The organism is Turicibacter bilis (genome assembly GCF_024499055.1).
Classification (GTDB): domain Bacteria; phylum Bacillota_I; class Bacilli_A; order MOL361; family Turicibacteraceae; genus Turicibacter; species Turicibacter bilis.
In genome coordinates, this window is record NZ_CP071249.1 from 323203 (window position 1) to 343770 (window position 20568).

Annotated in this window: 21 protein-coding genes; 20 read left to right on the forward strand and 1 reads right to left on the reverse strand. The window is 34.8% G+C overall.

The genetic code is table 11. The annotated features are described in order from the left end of the window. Nucleotides 1–122: 122 nt before the first annotated feature. The 3 genes from spoIVB (at nt 123) to J0J69_RS01620 (ending at nt 4343) form a co-directional block, all read left to right on the forward strand. On the forward strand, nt 123–1301 hold the full coding sequence (gene spoIVB / locus J0J69_RS01610) for a SpoIVB peptidase (protein WP_055243452.1): 1179 nt from the start codon (nt 123–125) through the stop codon (nt 1299–1301). Nucleotides 1302–1508: 207 nt separating this feature from the next. Then, nucleotides 1509–2318 carry a sporulation transcription factor Spo0A gene (gene spo0A, locus J0J69_RS01615; protein WP_055243453.1) on the forward strand — a complete coding sequence of 270 codons (810 nt, stop codon included), beginning with the start codon at nt 1509–1511 and terminating at the stop codon, nt 2316–2318. Nucleotides 2319–2507: 189 nt separating this feature from the next. Then, nucleotides 2508–4343, forward strand: a complete 1836-nt coding sequence (locus tag J0J69_RS01620; RefSeq protein WP_055275448.1) for a glycoside hydrolase family 10-like protein — start codon at nt 2508–2510, stop codon at nt 4341–4343. Nucleotides 4344–4386: 43 nt separating this feature from the next. On the opposite strand, the gene J0J69_RS01625 is transcribed toward J0J69_RS01620, so the two are convergent. Continuing rightward, complete coding sequence (locus tag J0J69_RS01625; RefSeq protein WP_172676275.1) at nt 4387–4530, reverse strand: hypothetical protein; 144 nt, start codon at nt 4528–4530, stop codon at nt 4387–4389. 95 nt (nt 4531–4625) lie between these two features. Between J0J69_RS01625 and J0J69_RS01630 the strand changes: the two genes are divergently transcribed. From J0J69_RS01630 to J0J69_RS01710, 17 genes are all read left to right on the forward strand, one after another. Next, nucleotides 4626–5816, forward strand: coding sequence for a DNA polymerase IV (locus J0J69_RS01630; RefSeq protein WP_212725594.1), 1191 nt, complete (start codon nt 4626–4628; stop codon nt 5814–5816). Between the two features lie 2 nt (nt 5817–5818). Then, nucleotides 5819–6364, forward strand: coding sequence for an NUDIX hydrolase (locus J0J69_RS01635; protein WP_212725593.1), 546 nt, complete (start codon nt 5819–5821; stop codon nt 6362–6364). A gap of 192 nt (nt 6365–6556) precedes the next feature. After that, a complete protein-coding gene (locus J0J69_RS01640; RefSeq protein ID WP_055243457.1) occupies nt 6557–7279 on the forward strand; it encodes a stage II sporulation protein M in 723 nt (240 codons plus the stop codon). Between the two features lie 45 nt (nt 7280–7324). Continuing rightward, nucleotides 7325–7759, forward strand: coding sequence for a Fur family transcriptional regulator (locus tag J0J69_RS01645; protein WP_055275455.1), 435 nt, complete (start codon nt 7325–7327; stop codon nt 7757–7759). Nucleotides 7760–7822: 63 nt separating this feature from the next. Continuing rightward, a complete protein-coding gene (gene xerD / locus J0J69_RS01650; protein ID WP_212725592.1) occupies nt 7823–8764 on the forward strand; it encodes a site-specific tyrosine recombinase XerD in 942 nt (313 codons plus the stop codon). Between the two features lie 75 nt (nt 8765–8839). Beyond that, nucleotides 8840–10021: a phosphopentomutase gene (gene deoB, locus J0J69_RS01655; RefSeq protein ID WP_068759639.1), complete on the forward strand. Its 1182-nt coding sequence runs from the start codon at nt 8840–8842 to the stop codon at nt 10019–10021. A gap of 103 nt (nt 10022–10124) precedes the next feature. Beyond that, complete coding sequence (locus J0J69_RS01660; RefSeq protein WP_068759640.1) at nt 10125–10652, forward strand: transcription repressor NadR; 528 nt, start codon at nt 10125–10127, stop codon at nt 10650–10652. Nucleotides 10653–11002: 350 nt separating this feature from the next. After that, entirely contained in the window at nt 11003–11920 is a 918-nt protein-coding gene (locus tag J0J69_RS01665) for a PTS sugar transporter subunit IIC (RefSeq protein ID WP_336511270.1), read from the forward strand. A gap of 237 nt (nt 11921–12157) precedes the next feature. Further along, nucleotides 12158–12685 carry a sigma-70 family RNA polymerase sigma factor gene (locus J0J69_RS01670; protein ID WP_256637901.1) on the forward strand — a complete coding sequence of 176 codons (528 nt, stop codon included), beginning with the start codon at nt 12158–12160 and terminating at the stop codon, nt 12683–12685. A gap of 11 nt (nt 12686–12696) precedes the next feature. Continuing rightward, on the forward strand, nt 12697–12981 hold the full coding sequence (locus J0J69_RS01675; RefSeq protein WP_212725590.1) for a hypothetical protein: 285 nt from the start codon (nt 12697–12699) through the stop codon (nt 12979–12981). Next, nucleotides 12978–13337, forward strand: a complete 360-nt coding sequence (locus J0J69_RS01680; RefSeq protein ID WP_055243465.1) for a zinc ribbon domain-containing protein — start codon at nt 12978–12980, stop codon at nt 13335–13337. Before J0J69_RS01675 ends, J0J69_RS01680 begins: the two co-directional genes overlap by 4 nt. An 18-nt stretch (nt 13338–13355) precedes the next feature. After that, on the forward strand, nt 13356–13904 hold the full coding sequence (locus tag J0J69_RS01685) for a hypothetical protein (protein ID WP_212725589.1): 549 nt from the start codon (nt 13356–13358) through the stop codon (nt 13902–13904). Nucleotides 13905–14038: 134 nt separating this feature from the next. Next, nucleotides 14039–15415: a CehA/McbA family metallohydrolase gene (locus tag J0J69_RS01690; RefSeq protein ID WP_212725588.1), complete on the forward strand. Its 1377-nt coding sequence runs from the start codon at nt 14039–14041 to the stop codon at nt 15413–15415. Between the two features lie 93 nt (nt 15416–15508). After that, nucleotides 15509–15811, forward strand: a complete 303-nt coding sequence (locus tag J0J69_RS01695) for a Dabb family protein (RefSeq protein ID WP_055243468.1) — start codon at nt 15509–15511, stop codon at nt 15809–15811. A gap of 153 nt (nt 15812–15964) precedes the next feature. Then, nucleotides 15965–16918, forward strand: coding sequence for a carbohydrate kinase family protein (locus J0J69_RS01700; RefSeq protein WP_055243469.1), 954 nt, complete (start codon nt 15965–15967; stop codon nt 16916–16918). A gap of 293 nt (nt 16919–17211) precedes the next feature. After that, nucleotides 17212–18876, forward strand: a complete 1665-nt coding sequence (locus J0J69_RS01705) for a glycoside hydrolase family 13 protein (protein ID WP_055243470.1) — start codon at nt 17212–17214, stop codon at nt 18874–18876. Between the two features lie 36 nt (nt 18877–18912). After that, nucleotides 18913–20568 carry a PTS transporter subunit IIBC gene (locus J0J69_RS01710; protein ID WP_055306061.1) on the forward strand — a complete coding sequence of 552 codons (1656 nt, stop codon included), beginning with the start codon at nt 18913–18915 and terminating at the stop codon, nt 20566–20568.

A 20568-nucleotide genomic window follows, 5' to 3' on the forward strand; every position in this document is an offset into this window, starting at 1 on the left:
AATTCCAATTTTTTTATTCATTTGAACAAAAAAATTGGAATTCTTTTTTTTCTATATTTAGTGTTGAAAAAGCCATAATAATAGCGTAGTTCGTGTCGAATGAAGTTGAAAGGAGGCGCAATATGAATAAAAAAATAAATAAAAAAAGCTTTTTAGCTCATAATATATTAATATTTGTCTTCTCTTTATTAAGTATTAGCGCTCCTGCACAAGAGTATGCATGGGCACAATCTAATAATGAACAACTTTTACATATTGATGAAAAACGAAAAATCTATGAGGTTTCTTATTCTTCAAGTGAAGAATCGACACCAGTTAACCAAACTGAAGGACGCTATATGTTAATCCCGGGTGGTGACGCGATTGGGATCAAAATTCAGACAGATGGTCTTGTGGTGGTAGATACGTATCAAGTCAATACAGCAGAAGGAACTATTAATCCAGCTAAAGATGCTGGGATTATGAAAGGTGATTTAATTTTAGCAGTTAATAATCAGAAGGTTTCAACGATTGAGGAGTATAAAGAGCAGCTTTTACTCGCAGAGCAAAGTAAACAAATGATTTTAACCATTAACCGTCAAGGAAAGACATCACATTTAACTGTTCACCCTGTGATCTCTACAGATGGAGTGATGACAACTGGACTATACTTAAGAGATAAATTAGCGGGAATCGGAACTTTAACTTTTATTGATCCGAATTCACATAAATATGGAGCATTAGGTCATGAAATAATCGATCAAGATACGAATCAGTTAGTTAGTATAAAAAATGGTGAAATTATTAATTCGAATGTAGTTTCTGTTCGTAAAGCAACAAGTGGTAAACCTGGTGAAAAAGTCGCCGACATCTTATTTGATGATAAGTTAGGGACATTAGAAAAAAATAATAATTTTGGTATTTATGGTGTTATGAGTTCAGAGTTACATAATCAAAAAGATTTAATGCCCATTGCTTATATTAATGAAGTAAAAGCAGGTCCCGCACAAATTTTAACTGTCTTAAATGGAAATAAAGTGGAAGCGTTTGATATTAATATTACCGAAGTTAATATGCAAACACAAAAAGCAATAAAAGGAATTAAATATACGGTAACAGATGAACGTTTACTCAATCAAACAGGTGGAATTGTCCAGGGGATGAGTGGAAGCCCTATTATTCAAGATGGTAAAATTGTTGGTGCTGTGACTCACGTTTTAGTTCATGATTCAACGATGGGATATGGTATCTTTATTGAATGGATGTTACAAGAGTCGGGAATCAACTATCGTAGCGAAGAAGCACAATCTGATGCAGCCTAATAAGTGATATTCGTTTTTTCGACATAATCAGACAACAACAAGATAAACTAAACCGAAACGAAATAAAAGACAAAACATGATAAAAAATATTTGTCGAATATATTTATGAAAATTTATAATCTCTCAAAAAATGAGAAGTAATTATTGAAAAATGTAAGGAACTGTAATTTAATAGATATATAACCGGAAAAATTAGGGGGCCAAAAAATGAATAAATTAAAAGTTCTATTAGCTGACGACAATAAAGAATTAATAACGGTATTATCTGAGTATATTTCCTTACAAGAGGACATGGAAGTTGTAGAAGTAGCGGGAAATGGAAATGAGGTATTATCTGTTTTAAGACAACGCGACATCGACATTTTATTATTAGATGTTGTTATGCCTGATCTAGATGGGGTAAGTGTATTAGAAGAATTAAAAGAAAATCCAACCCTATATAAACGTCCACGACATATTATTATGTTTACTGCATTCAATCAAGAGAAAATCATGATGCGTGCTGCTGAATTAGGGGCATCGTATTTCATTATGAAACCATTTGAAATTAATAAAATTGTTAAAATCATTCGTGATATTAATGTTCGTTTCGATACGACAGAAGTATCAAAGCCGGTCAACCATTTATATGGAAATCGTCCAGCAGTAAAAGAGTTTGATTTAGAGTCAGAGATTACAAATATTTTACATGAAATGGGTGTACCAGCACATATTAAAGGGTACTTATACTTACGAGAATCAATCAATATGGTTTATAATGATATTGAACTTCTTGGATCAATTACAAAGGTATTGTATCCAGACGTGGCTAAAAAATATAAGACAACAGCTTCACGTGTTGAACGTGCAATTCGTCATGCGATTGAAGTGGCATGGAACCGTGGAAATATCGAAGCTATTTCAAATATCTTTGGGTATACAGTAAGCGTTTCAAAATCAAAACCAACAAACTCAGAGTTTATTGCGATGATTGCAGATAAACTACGTTTAGAACATAAAAATAAAGTTGCATCTTAATTGTCTAATCCTTGAGCATTGAGTTCCAATGCTCTTTTTTTTATAGTATTCAACATCGTTGTACTTTTATCATATATTAATTCAGAATGGAAGTAACTCACATCAAGAGACTAACATGACTGAAAATGATAATGAAAGGAGGAATAAGATGATTGATGAATAAACTTCATCAATCTCTTAAAAGAGAAGATGGGATATTATAAAATTCATACTTATCAATTAACGTGTGATTGTCCATATTGTCAACGAATTCGTTCATCAAACGCATCCGTGCAATCGAATACAGAGGTGGCACAAGAAACGAGTCATGAGTTAATGAGACAAACGGCTCGACAAGATACATCCGAAGGCAATTTAATCACCTTGAACAATGCCTTTACACAGGCACCTATTACAGTTGGTGGAGAAGTGGTTTATGTACCGAAAGTATTAGGACCTAAAAAAGAGGAATTGCGTGGGGTTTGGATTACAACGGTACGTAACAATGACTTTCCTAGTAAGGCAGTTTATGAGAATGGGTTTAATCTGGAATTATTTAAATCTGAATTTTTAGCAATTCTTCGTCGCTGTAAAGCATTAACTTTAAATGCAATCTTTTTTCAAGTTCGACCTGAAGGAGATGCCTTTTATGAATCAGGTGTCAATCCATGGAGTGCTTACTTAACAGGTGAACAAGGCGTTAAACCCGATTGGGGTGACTTTGATCCCTTAACATGGATGATTGAAGTGACCCATCAAGAAGGGATTGAATTTCATGCCTGGTTTAACCCGTACCGCTTAACACCAGTGGGTGATCCAAACTCAACGAAACAAAGTCTATTAAATTCATTGAGTGATACACATTATGCGAGACGTCATCCTGATTGGGTTTATTATTTTAATCGTCAAATCTATTTAGATCCAGGTGTTCCAGAAGTTCGTGAGTTTATTGTTCAAACCGTCATGGAAGTTGTTCAAAACTATGCCATTGATGCCGTACATTTTGATGATTACTTCTATCCGTATTCATATGAAGCAGAAGTTAATGGACAGCCAACGGTCATTAGCTTTGCTGATGAAAGTCCAGATTATGCGACTTATGAAGCTAATCATGAACCTAATCAAGATATCGATACCTGGCGAGAACAAAATATTAATCAGTTAGTCTACACATTATCACGCACCATTCATGAATATGATGTTGAAAATGGAAAAAGTATTGCATTTGGAATCAGTCCATTTGGGGTTTGGGCCTCAGCTGAAGAAACGGAGGGCGTAGGTTCGAATACTTCATCAGCCCAGTTATCCTCTTTAAGTGAATACGTGAATTCAAAACTATGGGTGGATGAAGAATGGTTAGATTATATTGTGCCACAAAATTATTGGTCATTGTCAGATTCTCTTTCATCGTTTGCGGAAGTAGCTGCCTGGTGGAATAAAGTGGTTGGGAATTCTCGTACCCAACTTTATATGGGATTAGGTTTATATCTTTATAATGAAGACTATCAGCACCCAGCTTGGCAAAATCCTGAAGAAATCGTCGACCAAATACGTTATCTTCGCACCCTTTCTGATAATGATGGTTATGTGTTCTTTACTTATCATAATTTAATTGCTTATGATAATAATGAGCCCGGTCAACAAGTGTTAAATCAGGCTCTTTCTCGTTTAGAAAATGAAGTCTTAACCACTTATAGTCTTGTACCCCCTCGACCATGGTTACAAATGCGTGTGACTAATCCGGTACAAAATTTAATGGTGACACCATGTGATGAAGAATGTACTTTAATTCAATTTGAAGATTCACTTGAAAATAATAGTCAATACTATGTGATCTATCGGGTTCCTCGAGCAAGATATCGTGAAACGATCGATTTTTCAGATGCAAGTTATATTTTAGATGTCATTGGAAAAAATAAAGGAGAAGTTGTTCAACATTATACAGATACAACTGCTGATCCAAATGCCGTTTATACTTATGCGGTCACCGCGTTATCACAAGCGCAAGTAGAATCAAGCCCTGTTTCATTTGTATATATTCCTTAAATAAAAAAAATCATTTACTAAGTCAGTAAATGATTTTTTTTTATTAAAAGAAAGGCATATCGCGAAGATTGATAATACTTACGATTAATGAAATTAAAGGGACAACGACGAATGATAATGCTAAAATTAATAATAAGATTTTTGTGCCCTTCATCTTGTTTAAATTATGTTGTGCTTTTTTAGCCATACTAAATTCACCTCATAGACAAAATTTGCTATAATGTATACTGTAACTTAGTCTATTATAATATAAATGCTTAGAAAAAGGAAGAGGATTTAACTTTGGGAACGCCGATATTTAGAATTATATTCCATATTGACTTAAACGCTTTCTTCGCTTCGTGTGAAACGATATTACGACCAGAATTGCAAAACTTACCGTTGGCTATTACAGGTGAGAAGTCTTCGAAGCGTGGAATTGTGGTTACTGCAAATTATGTTGCTCGTCAATATGGGGTTCATAGTGCCATGCCACTGATGCAAGCTAAAAAAAAGTGTCCACATTTAGTGGTTGCATCGGCGAACTTTGATTTATATCGAAAAATATCTCAGCAATTTATTCAGTTATTACATGAATATAGTGATCAAGTTGAAAAGGCATCCATTGATGAGGCGTATGTGGATGTCACTCACCTTTATCAAGAGATTCACCCGCTTCACTTAGCACAACAAATTCAACAACGCATATTCAATGAATTAAAGATTGGATGCAGTATTGGTGTCGCACCGAATAAGTTTTTAGCAAAGATGGCTTCTGATATGAAAAAGCCGAATGGGATAACGGTTTTAAGGAAACGAGATTTGCCACACATCCTATGGCCGATGCCGATTGAGGAGATGTTTGGGGTAGGTAAAGCCTCTTCACCTAAATTAAAGCAATTAGGGATAAATACAATTGGCGACTTGGTGCATTATAAAGACGTTGATAAAATTGAGCAACTCTTTGGGCATCATGCACTCAAATGGATTGAGAATGCAAAAGGCAATGATCAAAATCCAATCAACCCAAATAAGTATGAAGTCCCGTCCAGCATCGGTCATTCGACGACCTTTTCTAAAGACTATTGTTTTGCTGAGGAAATAAAAGCAGAGGCCAAGCGAATGTGTATTAAGACGTCGAATCGATTAAAAAAATATGGTTTATATGCTAAGACGATTAGTATTCAATTAAAAGATACGTCATTTAAACAAATCACACGGAGTCAAACGGTTCAAATTCCGATTCAAAGTGTGAATGAACTCTATCCAATCATTGAAGAGCTATTTGATGAACATTGGGAAGGACAAGCCCTGCGCTTAATTGGAGTGAATACGACGAATTTAGTCAATACGAATAAAGTGACTCAACAATTAAATCTCTTTAATTATCAGTCGTTTGCGAGTGAAGAGAAGTTAAACCAAACCATTCAACAAATAAAAACAAAACATGGGACCCATCTTATTCAAAAAGGGATTCAGAAAGGACAAAAGTGATTATGAAAAAATTGAAAGAAAAACAATTGACAAGTCAGGAGTATTATCGCAACTCATTTTTAAAGGTGACAGAGGATGAGGTCATTTTACCAAATGATAAACAGGCCAAACGTGTCGTTGTTCATCATCCAGGAGGAGTGAATTTAATCGCCCTAGATGAGGCGAATCGTTTAATGTTAGTCGAGCAATATCGTTATCCGATTGAAAAAGCGACCTTGGAAACACCAGCTGGTAAAATTGAACCCGGAGAAGAAACTGGTGTGACAGCTAAGCGTGAATTAGAGGAGGAGACAGGCTACACGTGTGAATCGCTACAAATGATTGGTCGTTTCGCCACGTCACCAGGTTTTTGTAATGAATATATTGAAAACTTTTTAGTCATTAATCCCCAAAAGCTAGATTATGAAGTGGCTGGAGATGAAGACGAATTTATTAATTTATATCATGTCACAAAAGAGGAAGCCTTAAAGTTCGTAGAGGAAGGGCGTATTTGTGATTTTAAAACGATTTATGCGATTCAATACTTGATCCTTCATCATCAGTGGTAATCAGCATTCTTAAACTGACAAGAGTTGTCATAGGGGGAGAAACCATCGTTAAATTAGAACATATCATTGAGGAATATTAAGCGAATGTGTCGGCGGTCTTTGATTTTAAAGAATAACCATAAATCTTTACTATTTTTTAGCATAGTCTCTCTTTTTCTTTCATAAAGTTAGAAAAGAAAGGGGGAAGTGCTCATGGTCGCACAAAAACGTCGCAAAAAATCGTTCTCTTATGTCTTATATGTCATGTATGTTCTACTACTACTCGTCATCATTGGTGATATTATTGGGTCTTCACTTTATATTAAACTGGAACAATCGTCACAAAGTTTAATGGTGAACTATGTGAATGAAAATATTAATGCGTTTGATCAAACTCAATGGTCATTTAATCAATTATTTTATAAACAATTCATGTATCAAGGAAGTATGTGGGTGTTAGGATTAACTGTCATTGGTGTCGTCGTCAATTTGTTTTTAGTTTTCTTAAAAGGAGTCATTGCTGGATTTAATGTCTTCTTTATCTTTCAAACATTAGCACCTATGCAAGCCATTTGGACAAGTTTTCTTTGGTTAATTCAGTATTCACTTATTTTAGGTGTTACCATTTTAAGTGGTTATTTTAGTGTTCGTTTTGTAATTATGGCGGTCAAAATTATTTTCTTTAAGAAGAATACGACTCTTTTAAAAAAGCATTTACTATATTACTTTTATCAGTTATTCATTATTATGGTTTTAACATTGGTGACTTCAGGAGTGACGTACTTAATCCAACCGATTGTCTACCATCAGTTTGAAAAAGCAGGTCAAGCTCAGCCCGTAGAACAGTCAGCTGATGACTTTATTTCGACGTCTTCTGATGCGACATCAAATCTAATGTTGCAAATAAATATTAATTTTGAAAGAGAAGTGTTATAATAAACTATAACTAAATTTAGATTTTAATAGCAAGATGGTGAAAAAATGACACAACTTTCAAAATATGAAGCAATGATCGTTAAATCAGGTTCGAAATTAACCAAACAGCGTAAACAAATTTTAAAAGTCATTGTTGATCATTCAGATGAACACTTTTCTGCCGAAACGTTATATGATTTAGTGAGACATATTGACAGCTCGATTGGAATTGCAACCGTCTATCGAACGTTGGAGCTGTTTGAAAAGCTAAAAATTATTCGCAATGTTAAAATAAAAAATGATGGGGTTAATTATTATGATGTAATTGATTTAGATGAGCAAAATCATTTTCATCACCATTTAATTTGTACCACGTGTAATCGCATCATTGAAATTGCGGATGAATTAGAAAGTTATGAGGCCTTTATCAAAGAAAAGTATGGATTTAATGTCACTGATCATGATCTAACCCTTTATGGAACATGCGCATCATGTCAATAATCAAAGGAATGTTAAGAGCTTCTACTTAAGTAGAAGCTCTTTTCTTTTTAAGGAGAGAAATAGATGAACTATCAAATGGAATTGAACGGATTTTTAACTTATTTAATGATTGATCGTGGATTAAGCTTAAATACAAAAGAGAATTATGAACGAGACTTAAGAAGTTACTTAAGCTTTATCAAACAGCAATCTGTTGAGCAACTCAATCAAATTGAGCGCGAGCAGATTCAGCTTTACTTGATTGAACTATATGAGCGAGGGCTCAATACTAAGTCAGTCGCTCGTCATTTGTCAGCGATTCGGGCGTTTCACCAGTATTTAATCATTGAGAAAGTTTGTGTGAAAAATCCATGTGATTTAATTGAAAGCCCGAAGTTAACACGTGATTTACCGGAAATTCTAAGTATCGAGGAAGTCGATGCATTACTTGAAAGTTTTAAACAAGATACACCAGGAGACCTTCGAAATCGAGCGATGGTCGAATTATTATATGCCTCAGGTCTTCGTGTCACTGAACTTTTGAATTTAAGACTTGAAGATTTACATTTATCGATGCAATTTATTAAATGTCAAGGAAAGGGAAATAAAGAACGAATCGTTCCGATTGGTGAAGTGGCTGCTGAGGTGCTAGATCTTTATTTAACAATTGCCCGACCTAAACTTTTAAAGAAACCGACAGATGTCTTGTTTTTAAATCGTTTCGGTGAGATGATGACACGCCAAGGTTTTTGGAAAATTTTAAAAAAACAAGCTCAAATGGCGGGGATTACAAAAGAATTATCTCCCCATAAGCTTCGCCATTCCTTTGCCACACATCTAATTGAAAATGGGGTCGATTTACGTTTAGTACAAGAAATGTTAGGGCATTCTGATATTGCAACCACTCAAATTTATACGCATATTAGTAAAGATCATTTACGTGGGGTATTTGAGCAAGCGCATCCACGAAGCGGGAAAACAAGTGCTGAAAATGAAGGCTTTTTCTCGCAAAGTTTGGAAAAATGAAATATAATAAATAAGTAAACGGGATTGATTAATACTAAGTTTGTATTAGTTTGTACGTTAGAAAGGAAGTTATTTATGAAGTATAATCGTATATTTTTAGTTATTATGGACTCTGTAGGGGCTGGGGAATTACCAGATGCAAAAGATTATAATGATACAGGGGCAAATACGTTAAAACATATTGCAGAGACTGCTAAAGGATTAAATATGCCTCATATGCAAGCATTAGGACTAGGAAATTTAACTGAAATTGAAGGTGTGGCACCGATTCGACCAGAAAAAGGATATTATACGAAGTGTGAAGAGTTATCAGTAGGGAAAGATACGATGACTGGACACTGGGAAATCATGGGGCTTAAAATTACAGAACCGTTCCGTACCTTCACGGACACGGGATTCCCTAAAGAGTTAATTGATGAATTAGAGGCGCGTACAGGTCGTAAAGTAATTGGAAATAAATCATCATCTGGAACGGAAATTTTAGATGAATTGGGAGAGCAGCACATGACAACAGGTGATATCATCGTTTATACATCAGCGGATTCTGTGCTACAGATTGCAGCTCATGAAGGTGTTATTCCAGTTGAAGAGTTATGGAATATGTGTAAGGTTGCACGTGAGATCACAATGAAAGAAGAATGGAAAGTTGGACGTATTATTGCACGTCCATTCGTTGGGCCGAAAAGAGGGGAATTCAAACGTACACCAAATCGTCATGATTATGCGTTAAAGCCATTCGGACGTACGGTCTTAAATGAATTAAAAGATGCAGGTCAAGAAGTGATTGCGATTGGTAAAATCAATGATATTTATGTTGGAGAAGGTGTAACAGAAGCTATCTTAACAAAATCAAATGAAGATGGAATGAATCAATTATTAAATGTGATGAAACGTGACTTCAATGGATTAGCCTTCTTAAACTTAGTTGATTTTGATGCGATGTATGGACATCGTCGTGACCCATTAGGATATGCGAAATGTTTAGAAGCATTTGATGTTCAATTAGGAGAGGTGTTATCAGAAATGAAAGCAGATGATTTATTAATTATCTCTGCTGACCACGGAAATGATCCAATTGCATCAGGAAGCGATCATACACGTGAGTATATCCCAGTCATTATGTATTCACCATCGATGCAAGCAAGTGGGGAGTTACCAATCGGTAAATCATTTGCTAACATTGGAGCAACAGTGGCCGAAAACTTTGGTGTAGAAATGCCAGCCATTGGAGAAAGTTATTTAAATCAATTAAACTAATTTGAAAAACTCAAGGGTAACCTTGAGTTTTTATTCAGAAGTAGACAGCGTTGTAAATTTTTATTAAAATAAAGAAAAGCTTTAATGTAAGAGGGTGAGAAATATGGAATCAGTAACACGTCGCGAGGCGATTTATGAGACGTTATCGAAGGCCATCCAACCGATTAAAGGTAGTGAACTGGCTAAAATGTATCAAGTGAGTCGTCAAGTTATTGTGCAAGATATCGCATTATTACGTGCGAAAGGAATCCAAGTAGTGGCAACTCCTTCTGGATATATGATTCAAGAACCTGTAGCCTCAGGTCTTTTGAAAACGATTTGCTGTAAACATGGACATACGATTGAAGAGTTACAAACGGAATTAGAGTTAATTATTTCGTATGGTGGAAAAGTGATTGATGTGATTGTTGAACATCCGGTTTACGGTGAGATTCGAGTCGTTTTAAACTTAAATTATTTAAACGATGTCAAAACGTTTATTGAAAAAGTGAGTCAAGCTCAAACAAAGCCTCTATCTTTGTTAACAGAGGGCATTCATTATCATACGTTAGAAGTCGAAAATGAACAGATGTATGAAGAGATTGTCAACGAATTAAAACAACATCATTTCATTCATGAGCGATTGAAATAATAAATAAAATATGAGTCTTCACCAAAAATGGCGCTTGACAATTTCTTGCTATTAAAACTATTAATTTTAGTCTTAAAATTAGCTATTTTCCGTGTAATTTAAACATCATTTTAAATAAGAAAATATTTTTTTAAAATCAAGAACCAATTTTGGTGATGATCCTAAAATATGGTAAATTTATCATTAATCAATTTCATGGCTTGGTCATGAAATTTTTTAAAAAAACTTGGTGACAAGACAGCAGTTGACACAATAGGGGGATTGAAGTGAAGAATAAATTGATTAGAACGTTAAATGGAATGGGAACTGGATTGTTAGCCACTTTAGTGGTGGGAACTATTATGGTTTAAATAGGAACCCTTTTAAACCTTTCATTGTTAAATGAAGTGGGAGGATTTGCGAAAGTCTTCATGGCAGCTGCTATTGGAGTAGGGGTCACTTATGCTTTAAATGCTAAGCCACTTGTGATATTTGCCTCTATAGTAACTGCCACGATTGGAGCAGGAGCTATGGATTCAGTAGATGGACAAATTGTTTTAAGTATCGGTAAACCAGCAGGTGCCTATTTAGCAGCGTTAACAACAGCATGGGTTGGAAACCGAGTGATTGGCAAAACAAAGGTTGATATTATTTTAGTTCCTATGATTTGTTTAGTTATCGGAGGATTAGTGGGGGTCTTTGTTTCACCTGCCATGGCTCAAGTAACTAAAATGATTGGTGTGTTTATCAATGAGGCGACACAACTAAAGCCGTTATATATGGGAGCCATTGTTTCCGTTGTCATGTGTTTAGTCATTTTATCACCCATTTCATCAGCGGCTTTAGCTGTCAGTTTGGGACTTGAAGGGTTAGCTGGTGGTGCCGCTGTTGTTGGTTGTGCATGTTCTATGGTTGGGTTTGCAGTGATTTCATATCGAGGAAACGGAATTAATGGATTACTTTCACAAGGAATTGGAACGTCAAAGCTTCAGTTTGCTAATGCTGTTAAAAATCCGTACATTGTTGTTCCTACAATGGTCGCCAGTTTGTTATGTGGAATGCTATCGACGACTCTTTTTGAGATTGAATGTAATAGTTTAGGAGCAGGCATGGGAAGTAGTGGATTCGTTGGACAAATACAAACCATCGCTGTCATGGGACCCCGCGTGATTCCAGCTCTTGTGATTTTGCACTTTATCCTTCCTGCTGTTTTTAGTTTAGTCGTTTCAAAAGTAATGCATCAAAAAGGATTAATTGAGCAAGCTGATTTGAAATTATCTTTAAATTAAATGAGATTAGAGGCTATTTCTGATCAGAAATAGTCTTTTTCTATTAAAATTTTAAAAAAAATAATGAACTTTTTATCAGTTTGTGTGTCTTATTAGTGAGAGAAAAAGTTTCATGAAGCTATAAAAATAGGAATGAACTTTTTTTAAACGGAGGGACCTCATCATTCAAATAATCTAACTTTAATAAATAGAGAGGAAAAAATAAACAAGAGAATGAGGTCTAATGGATGAAAGAGGGTGAGAGTTTTGGATGAGGAGCAACTAGTCAGACGAGCTAGAGCTGGTGATCGACACTGTTTAAATATTTTATTCGATATGCATTACAAAATGGTTTTTGGCTATTTAATTAAATTGTGTGGAAATGTTCATTTGGCAGAAGATTTAGTACAAGAGTCATTATTAAAGGCAACGCTAAATATAAAAAAATTTCGAGGGGATTGTAAGTTTTCAACCTATTTAATTGAAATTGCAACGAATTGCTATAAAAATGAAGTCCGAAAACAACAACGGATGATTTATGATGAGGAAGCGTTGCAGCATTTGAGTGTTAATGCTGAAGGTGAAGTGTTTACTCAATTACAATTTAGAGAGGCATTAGACACCTTGCAACAAATGAATGAGGAACAACGAGTGAGCTTTATTTTGAGGCATTATTATGGTTACAGTATTGAAGAAATATCAACTTATTTTAATGTTGCTCACGGAACAACGAAGTCAAGAATCCATTATGTGATTCAATCGATGCGAAAAAAATTATTAGAATAGGAGGAATAGTTATGGAGTGTTTGAAAGATGAAAAATTAGAAGAAGCAGGACTAATTCCCAAAGTTGATACGTTAAAAATTATTCAAGAGGCGAATCAACGACAAATCAAAAAACGTCAAAAGCAATTAAAACTTTTGATTATACTTATGATCGGATGTTGCTTTTTAGGGCAATGGATTTGGTTTGAACTCTTTGGATTTCAAAAAGAAGTGTTTTTAATAGGTGGGGGGTATCTTTTAATAGGAACCATTATTTTGTTAGTTCGTGTCTTAGTTGAGGGAGGAAATGTATTGTGATAATCGTAACTTTACTGATGTGTCTACTGTTATTTGTTTGTATTTGTTTTGGAATTGGGCAAGTTGTTTGGATTTATTTAGATGCTAAAGAACGAGGAGATCGTTTGAAGGTCGTTTGGGCTCTTTTTGCGGTATTTCCTATTTTTATGCCTTATTTATTACCACTACCACTTATTGTTTATTTACTTATTAGTCGTAGCTATGCGTCTTCATGTCCAACTTGTAATGAAAAAATTAGACCAGATTATGTCACTTGCCCACGTTGTGGTCAACATTTAAAAGAAAAATGTTTAAACTGTGGACGTTCAATTGAAAAAAGTTGGAATTATTGTCCGAGCTGTTCAAAAGAGTTATAAAATAAAGGAGAAAAAGAGATGAAGATTATTTTAAAATATAAAAAAACATTTATAGCAGTCGTGATGGTGTCTCTTTTGCTTGCAATTTTACCTGCTATATCGATGTGGGGATTTATGTCTATCACATTTAGTGAGCATGACACGATGGTAGAGACGTTTAATGGCTATTTAAATGATTATGATTACCAAAGTTCACTTCCAGAAGATTATGTCTATCAAGCAGTGAATTTAAAGATGGATTCAACAGCTAATCTAGAACACCCAAGTTGGAATGGGAACCAAGTTCAGTTCACAAAAGAAGAAACGTTTTCTAAAATAAAAAGTAAACAATTGATGGTACAGGAATGGTATTTAAAAGAAGGGACGACTCTTAAATGGAGAGCAACCGGTAACGTAGAAGAAGGTTATGCAGAATATTGTTTATTAAGTGAAAATGGGGTAGAGGAGTATTTAGCGATTGGTGCAGAAGGCGAATTTAAGATCGAAAAATCAGGGAATTATGGAGTTTTATTGAATGCTAATTTTTTTAAAGGTAGTGCAACCATTCATTTAGATCTCATGAAGTAAAACACCTTTTATAGTTATTAATGATAATAAAAAAGCAATCGATAATGGATTGCTTTTTTTATGAGTAAGGATGAATAAATGAGGCATTAAATGGGTAGAGTAGAGTGGAATGTTGAAATTTAAAGGTGATATTGATGAGACGCTGGATTCATAGTTTAATGATACTATATTCAATCTTAGGTTTATGCCAACTTCAACCCCTGATTCAAGAAAGTGAGCAATTGGCTTCCCAATGGGTAGAAATTGTACAAGGAGAGGTAAAGGGAAGTATTGTGGGAAAGGATGGAAAGCCAGTCATTGCTCAATTGAGGTTTTTTGATAGTGATGGAGCACTCATTAAGCGAATTCAAACGGATATAGACGGAAACTTTGAAATCCTATTAGATGAAGGCCATTATAACTTAGAAGTATCTAAGGGTTATGAATATGAGATGAAACAATTGCCGATTGAAGTAAAGAAAGAAAATCCTCTTAATTTAAAGTCGATAAGTCTTACACGATTAATGGATTGGACAGCTAAAAGTTATTTGTGTGGTGACTTACACCAACACTCTCAGTTTAGTGATGATGGACTTAATACAGTTGAAGAAGTTCTAATTGCAAATCTGGCCAATGGTTTAGATTTTGGAGCAATGGCTGATCATAACACAGTGGATGGAAATGACGAATGGCTATCATTATCACAAAAGCTAAGTTATTTAGCGATTCCAGCACAAGAGATTACAACAAATCAGGGACATTACTTAGCTTTAAATACGTCGAATTTAATTGATGTGACCGCTCTTACTTCCGAAGATGAAATAGATCAAATGATTGATGAAACTCATCATCAAGGTGGGATGATACAAATTAATCATCCAGGAAGAAATTTTTCATTTTGGAACGTAGGGGGGCAATTTGATGCGATAGAAATTTGGAATGGACAGGCGATGCCACCCATTCCGAATTTGAACGATATTGATGAAGAATTTGCATATAATCAAATAAGTAAACAGAAGTGGTTTGATTTATTGTCAGAAGGAGTTAAAATAACGGCACTTGGTAACTCAGATAATCATGATATTAGTAGTGAAAGTATAACGGCACCAATTAGTGAAAATGAGCAGTTTAACGAATGGATTGCCCAAGGGTTATATAATGGAAATCCTAGAAACTATGTAAAAGTAGAGGAAGAGAGTGTTGAAGGCATTTTAAAAGGAATTAAAGATGGACATGTTTTTATTACAAATGGTCCGTTAATGGATGTAACGTTAAATGAAGCAACTTTTGGTGATCGAGTGGTTAGTACTAATGAAGCAGAAATTTCGTATCTTATCGCTTCTAATCAGGGCTCGTTAGAAGCATTAAATGTCATCGCAGATGGGCAAGTGATTGAAACCATTCCATTAGCGGAAGATGTTCCGACACTTGGAACGATTAATTTAAATTTGTCAAACTATCAATGGGTTGTATTCGAAGTGATTAGTAAATCTTATGAGTATGCGATTTCAAACCCAATTTATTTAAAATGATAAGAAAAAAATAAGCCAAAAGTCGTCGAAGTATTGAATATTGTGTAAGTTTTCAGTAAAATAAAATTAAGTAAAAATAAATGGAGGTACATGATGGTTAAACATATCGTTATGTGGAAGATTCAAGGTGTTAATGGTCAATCTAAAGAAGAGACTGCACAAGAAATTAAGCGTACATTAGAAGATTTAAATGGAAAAATCGAAGGATTAATTCATTTAGAAGTTGGAATTGATTTCTTACAATCAGATGCATCTTATGATGTTGTTTTATATTCAGAGTTAGCAAACAAAGAGGCATTAGATTTTTATCAAAATCATCCACTACATGTTAAAGCAGCAACAGAGGTTGTTAAACCAGCTGCGACTTCTCGCATTGTCGTTGATTACGAAATGTAATAAATAACAAGCAATGACGACTTGTTGTTATTGCTTGTTTTTTAGTGGAGAAAGGTGAGATGACTTGTCGGTTATCGAAAATTTAATATAATGACAGAATAAGTAGAATTCACTTTGATCTACCATTTTAACTAAAGGGAGAGGCTAGCAAGCATGAAAAACAATCAAGAAGCATATAACTTAGTCTTTGGTATATCAATTTATGATATTTTTGGATTTACAAATATGAACTATCGTTCTCATGATTCAAATCCTGGACGTGTGAAAGTATCCTTTGGAGGAGTATGTCGTAATATCGCCGAAAATATGGCTCGTGTCGGTGCGAATACGAAGTTTATTTCTGTATTAGGAAATGATGAAAAAGGAAAGAGTATCTTAGAACATTCAAAACTAATGAATGTGGATATGTCTGATTCACTTATTGTTGAAGGAGCTTCAACACCAACATATGTTGCGATTTTAGATGAGCATGGTGAAATGGTTTCTGCGATTGTTGATATTAATGTTGATCACCATATCACGGAAGCGTTTATTGATTCAAAAGCGTCAGTTATTGAAGAAGCAGAATATATGTTCTTTGGTGCTGATAATCCTGAAATTCTTGAATATATTGTAAAAAAATATGAAGGTAAAACAAAGTTTGTTTTAGATCCAGTATCTGCTGCGAAAGCAGTAGAGGTTAAACATTTATTACCTTACTTCCATACCGTTAAACCGAATCGTCATGAAGCAGCAGTTTTATGTGGATTTGAGATTAATACAGTTGAAGATGTTCGTAAAGCAGGTCAGTATTTACTTTCATTAGGTGTGAAACATGTCTTTATTAGTTTAGATGCTGATGGTGTCTATTATTGTACAGCTGATGAAGAAGGAATTGTTAAACCGAATCGTGTAGAGGTCATCAACGTAACAGGTGCTGGTGATTCATTTATTGCAGGTGTAGGTTATGCGTATTTAAATCAGTTATCAATTTTAGAAACAGTTAAATTAGCACAAACCATGTCAATCATTACAATTTCACACGAAGAAACGATTCATCCAGAGATGGCAGTTGATTATGTTAAGGAAAAAATAGATGCTATTGAATGGACTGTTACAACATTCTAAAATCTTATAGACCTTTGAAAAAAGATGTCGTTATTTATAACGACATCTTTTTTCTTTTGTATAAAAATAAGTTTTATAACTATTTTTATACAAAAGAACAGTTATTGTCGAAAAACGTGTTATCGGTTACATACTGATTATCTGTTGTCTTCTTATTGTGAAAGCGATATAATCAAGGTGTCGAAGAAAGTAATGCGTTTACTTTCGGAACAGTTTCCGTTGTAAACGTTTTAAATGAAGGTGACACTTTACCATAAGCAGCAGGAAAGAAGAAAAAGGAGTCGTATGAGAAGATGAATAAAGTATGGTGGAAAGAAGCTGTGGCTTATCAAATCTATCCAAGAAGTTTTATGGACTCGAACGGAGATGGAATTGGTGATCTCAACGGTATTATTTTAAAACTTGATTATTTAAAAGCGTTAGGAATCGATGTCATATGGGTGAGCCCATTTTATAAATCACCAAATGATGACTGTGGTTATGATATTAGTGACTATAAAGATATTATGGATGAGTTTGGAACAATGGAAGATTTTGATCGCTTATTAGAAGAGGTACATAAGCGTGGAATGAAATTAATTGCAGATTTAGTCATCAATCATACGAGTGATGAACACCCATGGTTTATCGAATCTCGTTCATCGGTTGATCATCCAAAACGAGATTGGTATATTTGGCGAGATGGAGTAAATGGAGCGGAACCTAATAACTGGGAAAGTATCTTCAGTGGTTCAGCTTGGGAATATGATGAAAATACTGGACAATACTATATGCATCTATTCTCAAAAAAACAACCCGATTTAAACTGGGAAAATGCTGAAGTACGTGAAGCATTATATGAAATGGTGAATTGGTGGTTAGATAAAGGAATTGATGGTTTCCGAGTAGATGCGATTAGTCATATTAAAAAAGAAGAGGGATTAACAGATATGCCAAATCCCCACGCATTAAAATATGTTTCATCATTTGATAAACATATGAATGTGGAAGGGATTCATCCTTTATTAGACGACTTAAAGGCAAATACGTTTGATAAATACGATATTATGACGGTAGGGGAAGCTAACGGCGTTAAAATTGAGGATGCTCATCTATGGGTTGGCGAAGAAGAAGGAAAATTTAATATGGTGTTTCAGTTTGAGCACTTAGGTTTATGGAAGGATAATGGCGATCAAGGAACAGATGTCCGTCAATTGAAAAAAATCTTAACAAAGTGGCAAAAAGGATTAGAAGGTGTCGGATGGAATGCGTTATACATTGAAAATCATGATTTAGCCCGTATTGTATCCACACTGGGGGATGATCAAAACTATTGGAAAGAAAGTGCTACATCTCTTGGAATGATGTATTTTATGATGAAGGGAACACCATTTATCTATCAAGGTCAAGAAATTGGAATGACGAATGTTCAGTTTGATAAAGTAGAGGATTATCAAGATGTTCAAAGTACGGGACTTTATTATTCTAAACTTGAACAAGGAATGAGTCATGAAGATATTATGGAAATTATTTGGGCCACAGCACGTGGAAATAGTCGTACACCGATGCAATGGAGTCATGAAGCAAATGGTGGATTTACAACTGGAACACCATGGTTAGCAGTTAATCCAAACTATCAAACCATTAATGTTGAAGCACAAGAAGAAGATCCAGATTCGATTTTAAACTTCTATAAAGAAATGATTGCTTTAAGAAAATCAGAAGATATCTTCGTTTATGGAACATATGACTTAGTGTTTGAAGATCATCAAGAGATTTATGCTTATACACGAACATTAGGTGAAAAACGTGTGCTTATCTTATGTAACTTAACGAATAAGCAAACAAGTATTAACTTAGAAAAGATCACAGTTTCAACGGATCAGTTATTATTATCAAATATCCCAGTTGAGGAACATGAGTCAATTCAAGAGTTAACATTAAAGCCATTTGAAGCACGCATCTACAGCTTAAATTAAGCTATGATGATATAGAGTTATTAGGAGGGAATAGTTATGAAAAAACCAGGATTTATGTCGTTTGATTTCTGGCAAAAATTTGGAAAGGCCTTAATGGTTGTAATTGCTGTTATGCCAGCAGCGGGGATTATGATTTCTTTAGGGAAATTAGTTGGAATGTCAGGGGGAGATATTGCTGTTATTGCAACGATTGCTACAGTGATGGAAGATATCGGATGGGCAATTATCGGAAATTTACATGTCTTATTTGCGGTTGCCATCGGGGGATCATGGGCAAAAGAACGTGCAGGTGGAGCATTTGCAGCTTTAATTGCATTCTTATTAATTAACCGTATTACGGGAGCATTATTTGGAGTATCAACAGCGATGTTGGCAGATCCAACTGCAACCGTTCAATCATTCTTTGGATCTGAGATGGTTGTTTCAGATTACTTCACTGAAGTTTTAGGCGCATCAGCTTTAAATATGGGAGTGTTTGTTGGGATTATCTCAGGGTTCTTAGGAGCATCATTATTCAACAAATACTATAACTTTAATAAATTACCACAAGCATTAGCCTTCTTTAATGGGAAACGATTTGTTCCATTCGTTGTTATCGGTGGATCAGTAGTGACAGCATTAGTTTTATCAATTATTTGGCCATTTGCTCAAGGAGCTTTAAATAACTTTGGTCAATGGATTGCAACTTCACAAGATACAGCACCAATTCTTGCACCATTCGTGTATGGAGCAGGGGAACGTTTATTATTACCATTCGGTTTACACCATATGTTAACTATTCCAATGAATTATACAGAATTAGGTGGAACGTATGAAATCTTAACAGGTTCAAATGCTGGACAAATCGTTGCAGGTCAAGAATCTTTATGGTTAGCTTGGGTAACAGATTTAAATAACTTAAAATCAGCAGGTGATATGGAAGCTTATAACTCGTTATTAAATGCAGTGACTCCAGCTCGCTTTAAAGCAGGTCAAGTTATTTTATCAACTGCATCTTTAATGGGAGCTGCCTTTGCCATGTTCCGAAATGTCGATTCAGATAAAAAATCAGCATACAAATCAATGTTTATTTCAGCAGCATTAGCAACATTCTTAACAGGGGTATCTGAACCATTAGAGTTTATGTTCATGTTTATTTCACCTGTGTTATACTTATGCTATGCAATTTTAGCGGGATTAGCATTTGCTTTAGCTGATATTATTAACTTACGTATCCATGCTTTTGGTATCATTGAGTTCATTACTCGTATTCCAATGATGGCGAATGCAGGATTAACGGGAGATATGATTAACTTTGTCTTAGCATGTTTAGGGTTCTTTGCTTTAAACTTCGGGGTGTTCAACTTTGCGATTAAAAAATTCAAAATTGCAACTCCAGGACGATTAGGAAATTATAATGAAGAAGATGAAACACAAGGAGAAGGATCAACATCAACAACAGCAGCATCTGGTAGTCAATTAGCAAATGATATCATTTTCTTGTTAGGTGGAGCTGAAAATATTGTAGATGTAGATGCTTGTATGACTCGTTTACGTGTGACAGTTAAAGATTCAGGAACTGTTTCAGACCAACCAGATTGGAAAGCAACAGGAGCATTAGGATTAATCATTAAAGATAATGGAATCCAAGCGATTTATGGACCAAAAGCAGACGTGTTAAAATCAGAAATTCAAGATATTTTAGGTCTATAG

Excerpts from the sequence above, each read along its gene's own strand:
- J0J69_RS01625 (WP_172676275.1), bottom strand. The coding sequence starts at position 4,530 with ATGGCTAAAAAAGCACAACATAATTTAAACAAGATGAAGGGCACAAAA.
- J0J69_RS01695 (WP_055243468.1), top strand. The coding sequence starts at position 15,509 with ATGGTTAAACATATCGTTATGTGGAAGATTCAAGGTGTTAATGGTCAA.
- J0J69_RS01710 (WP_055306061.1), top strand. The coding sequence starts at position 18,913 with ATGAAAAAACCAGGATTTATGTCGTTTGATTTCTGGCAAAAATTTGGA.
- deoB (WP_068759639.1), top strand. The coding sequence starts at position 8,840 with ATGAAGTATAATCGTATATTTTTAGTTATTATGGACTCTGTAGGGGCT.
- J0J69_RS01635 (WP_212725593.1), top strand. The coding sequence starts at position 5,819 with ATGAAAAAATTGAAAGAAAAACAATTGACAAGTCAGGAGTATTATCGC.
- spoIVB (WP_055243452.1), top strand. The coding sequence starts at position 123 with ATGAATAAAAAAATAAATAAAAAAAGCTTTTTAGCTCATAATATATTA.
- spo0A (WP_055243453.1), top strand. The coding sequence starts at position 1,509 with ATGAATAAATTAAAAGTTCTATTAGCTGACGACAATAAAGAATTAATA.
- J0J69_RS01660 (WP_068759640.1), top strand. The coding sequence starts at position 10,125 with ATGGAATCAGTAACACGTCGCGAGGCGATTTATGAGACGTTATCGAAG.
- J0J69_RS01620 (WP_055275448.1), top strand. The coding sequence starts at position 2,508 with ATGGGATATTATAAAATTCATACTTATCAATTAACGTGTGATTGTCCA.
- J0J69_RS01640 (WP_055243457.1), top strand. The coding sequence starts at position 6,557 with ATGGTCGCACAAAAACGTCGCAAAAAATCGTTCTCTTATGTCTTATAT.
- J0J69_RS01645 (WP_055275455.1), top strand. The coding sequence starts at position 7,325 with ATGACACAACTTTCAAAATATGAAGCAATGATCGTTAAATCAGGTTCG.
- J0J69_RS01685 (WP_212725589.1), top strand. The coding sequence starts at position 13,356 with ATGAAGATTATTTTAAAATATAAAAAAACATTTATAGCAGTCGTGATG.
- J0J69_RS01700 (WP_055243469.1), top strand. The coding sequence starts at position 15,965 with ATGAAAAACAATCAAGAAGCATATAACTTAGTCTTTGGTATATCAATT.
- J0J69_RS01675 (WP_212725590.1), top strand. The coding sequence starts at position 12,697 with ATGGAGTGTTTGAAAGATGAAAAATTAGAAGAAGCAGGACTAATTCCC.
- J0J69_RS01705 (WP_055243470.1), top strand. The coding sequence starts at position 17,212 with ATGAATAAAGTATGGTGGAAAGAAGCTGTGGCTTATCAAATCTATCCA.
- xerD (WP_212725592.1), top strand. The coding sequence starts at position 7,823 with ATGAACTATCAAATGGAATTGAACGGATTTTTAACTTATTTAATGATT.
- J0J69_RS01690 (WP_212725588.1), top strand. The coding sequence starts at position 14,039 with ATGAGACGCTGGATTCATAGTTTAATGATACTATATTCAATCTTAGGT.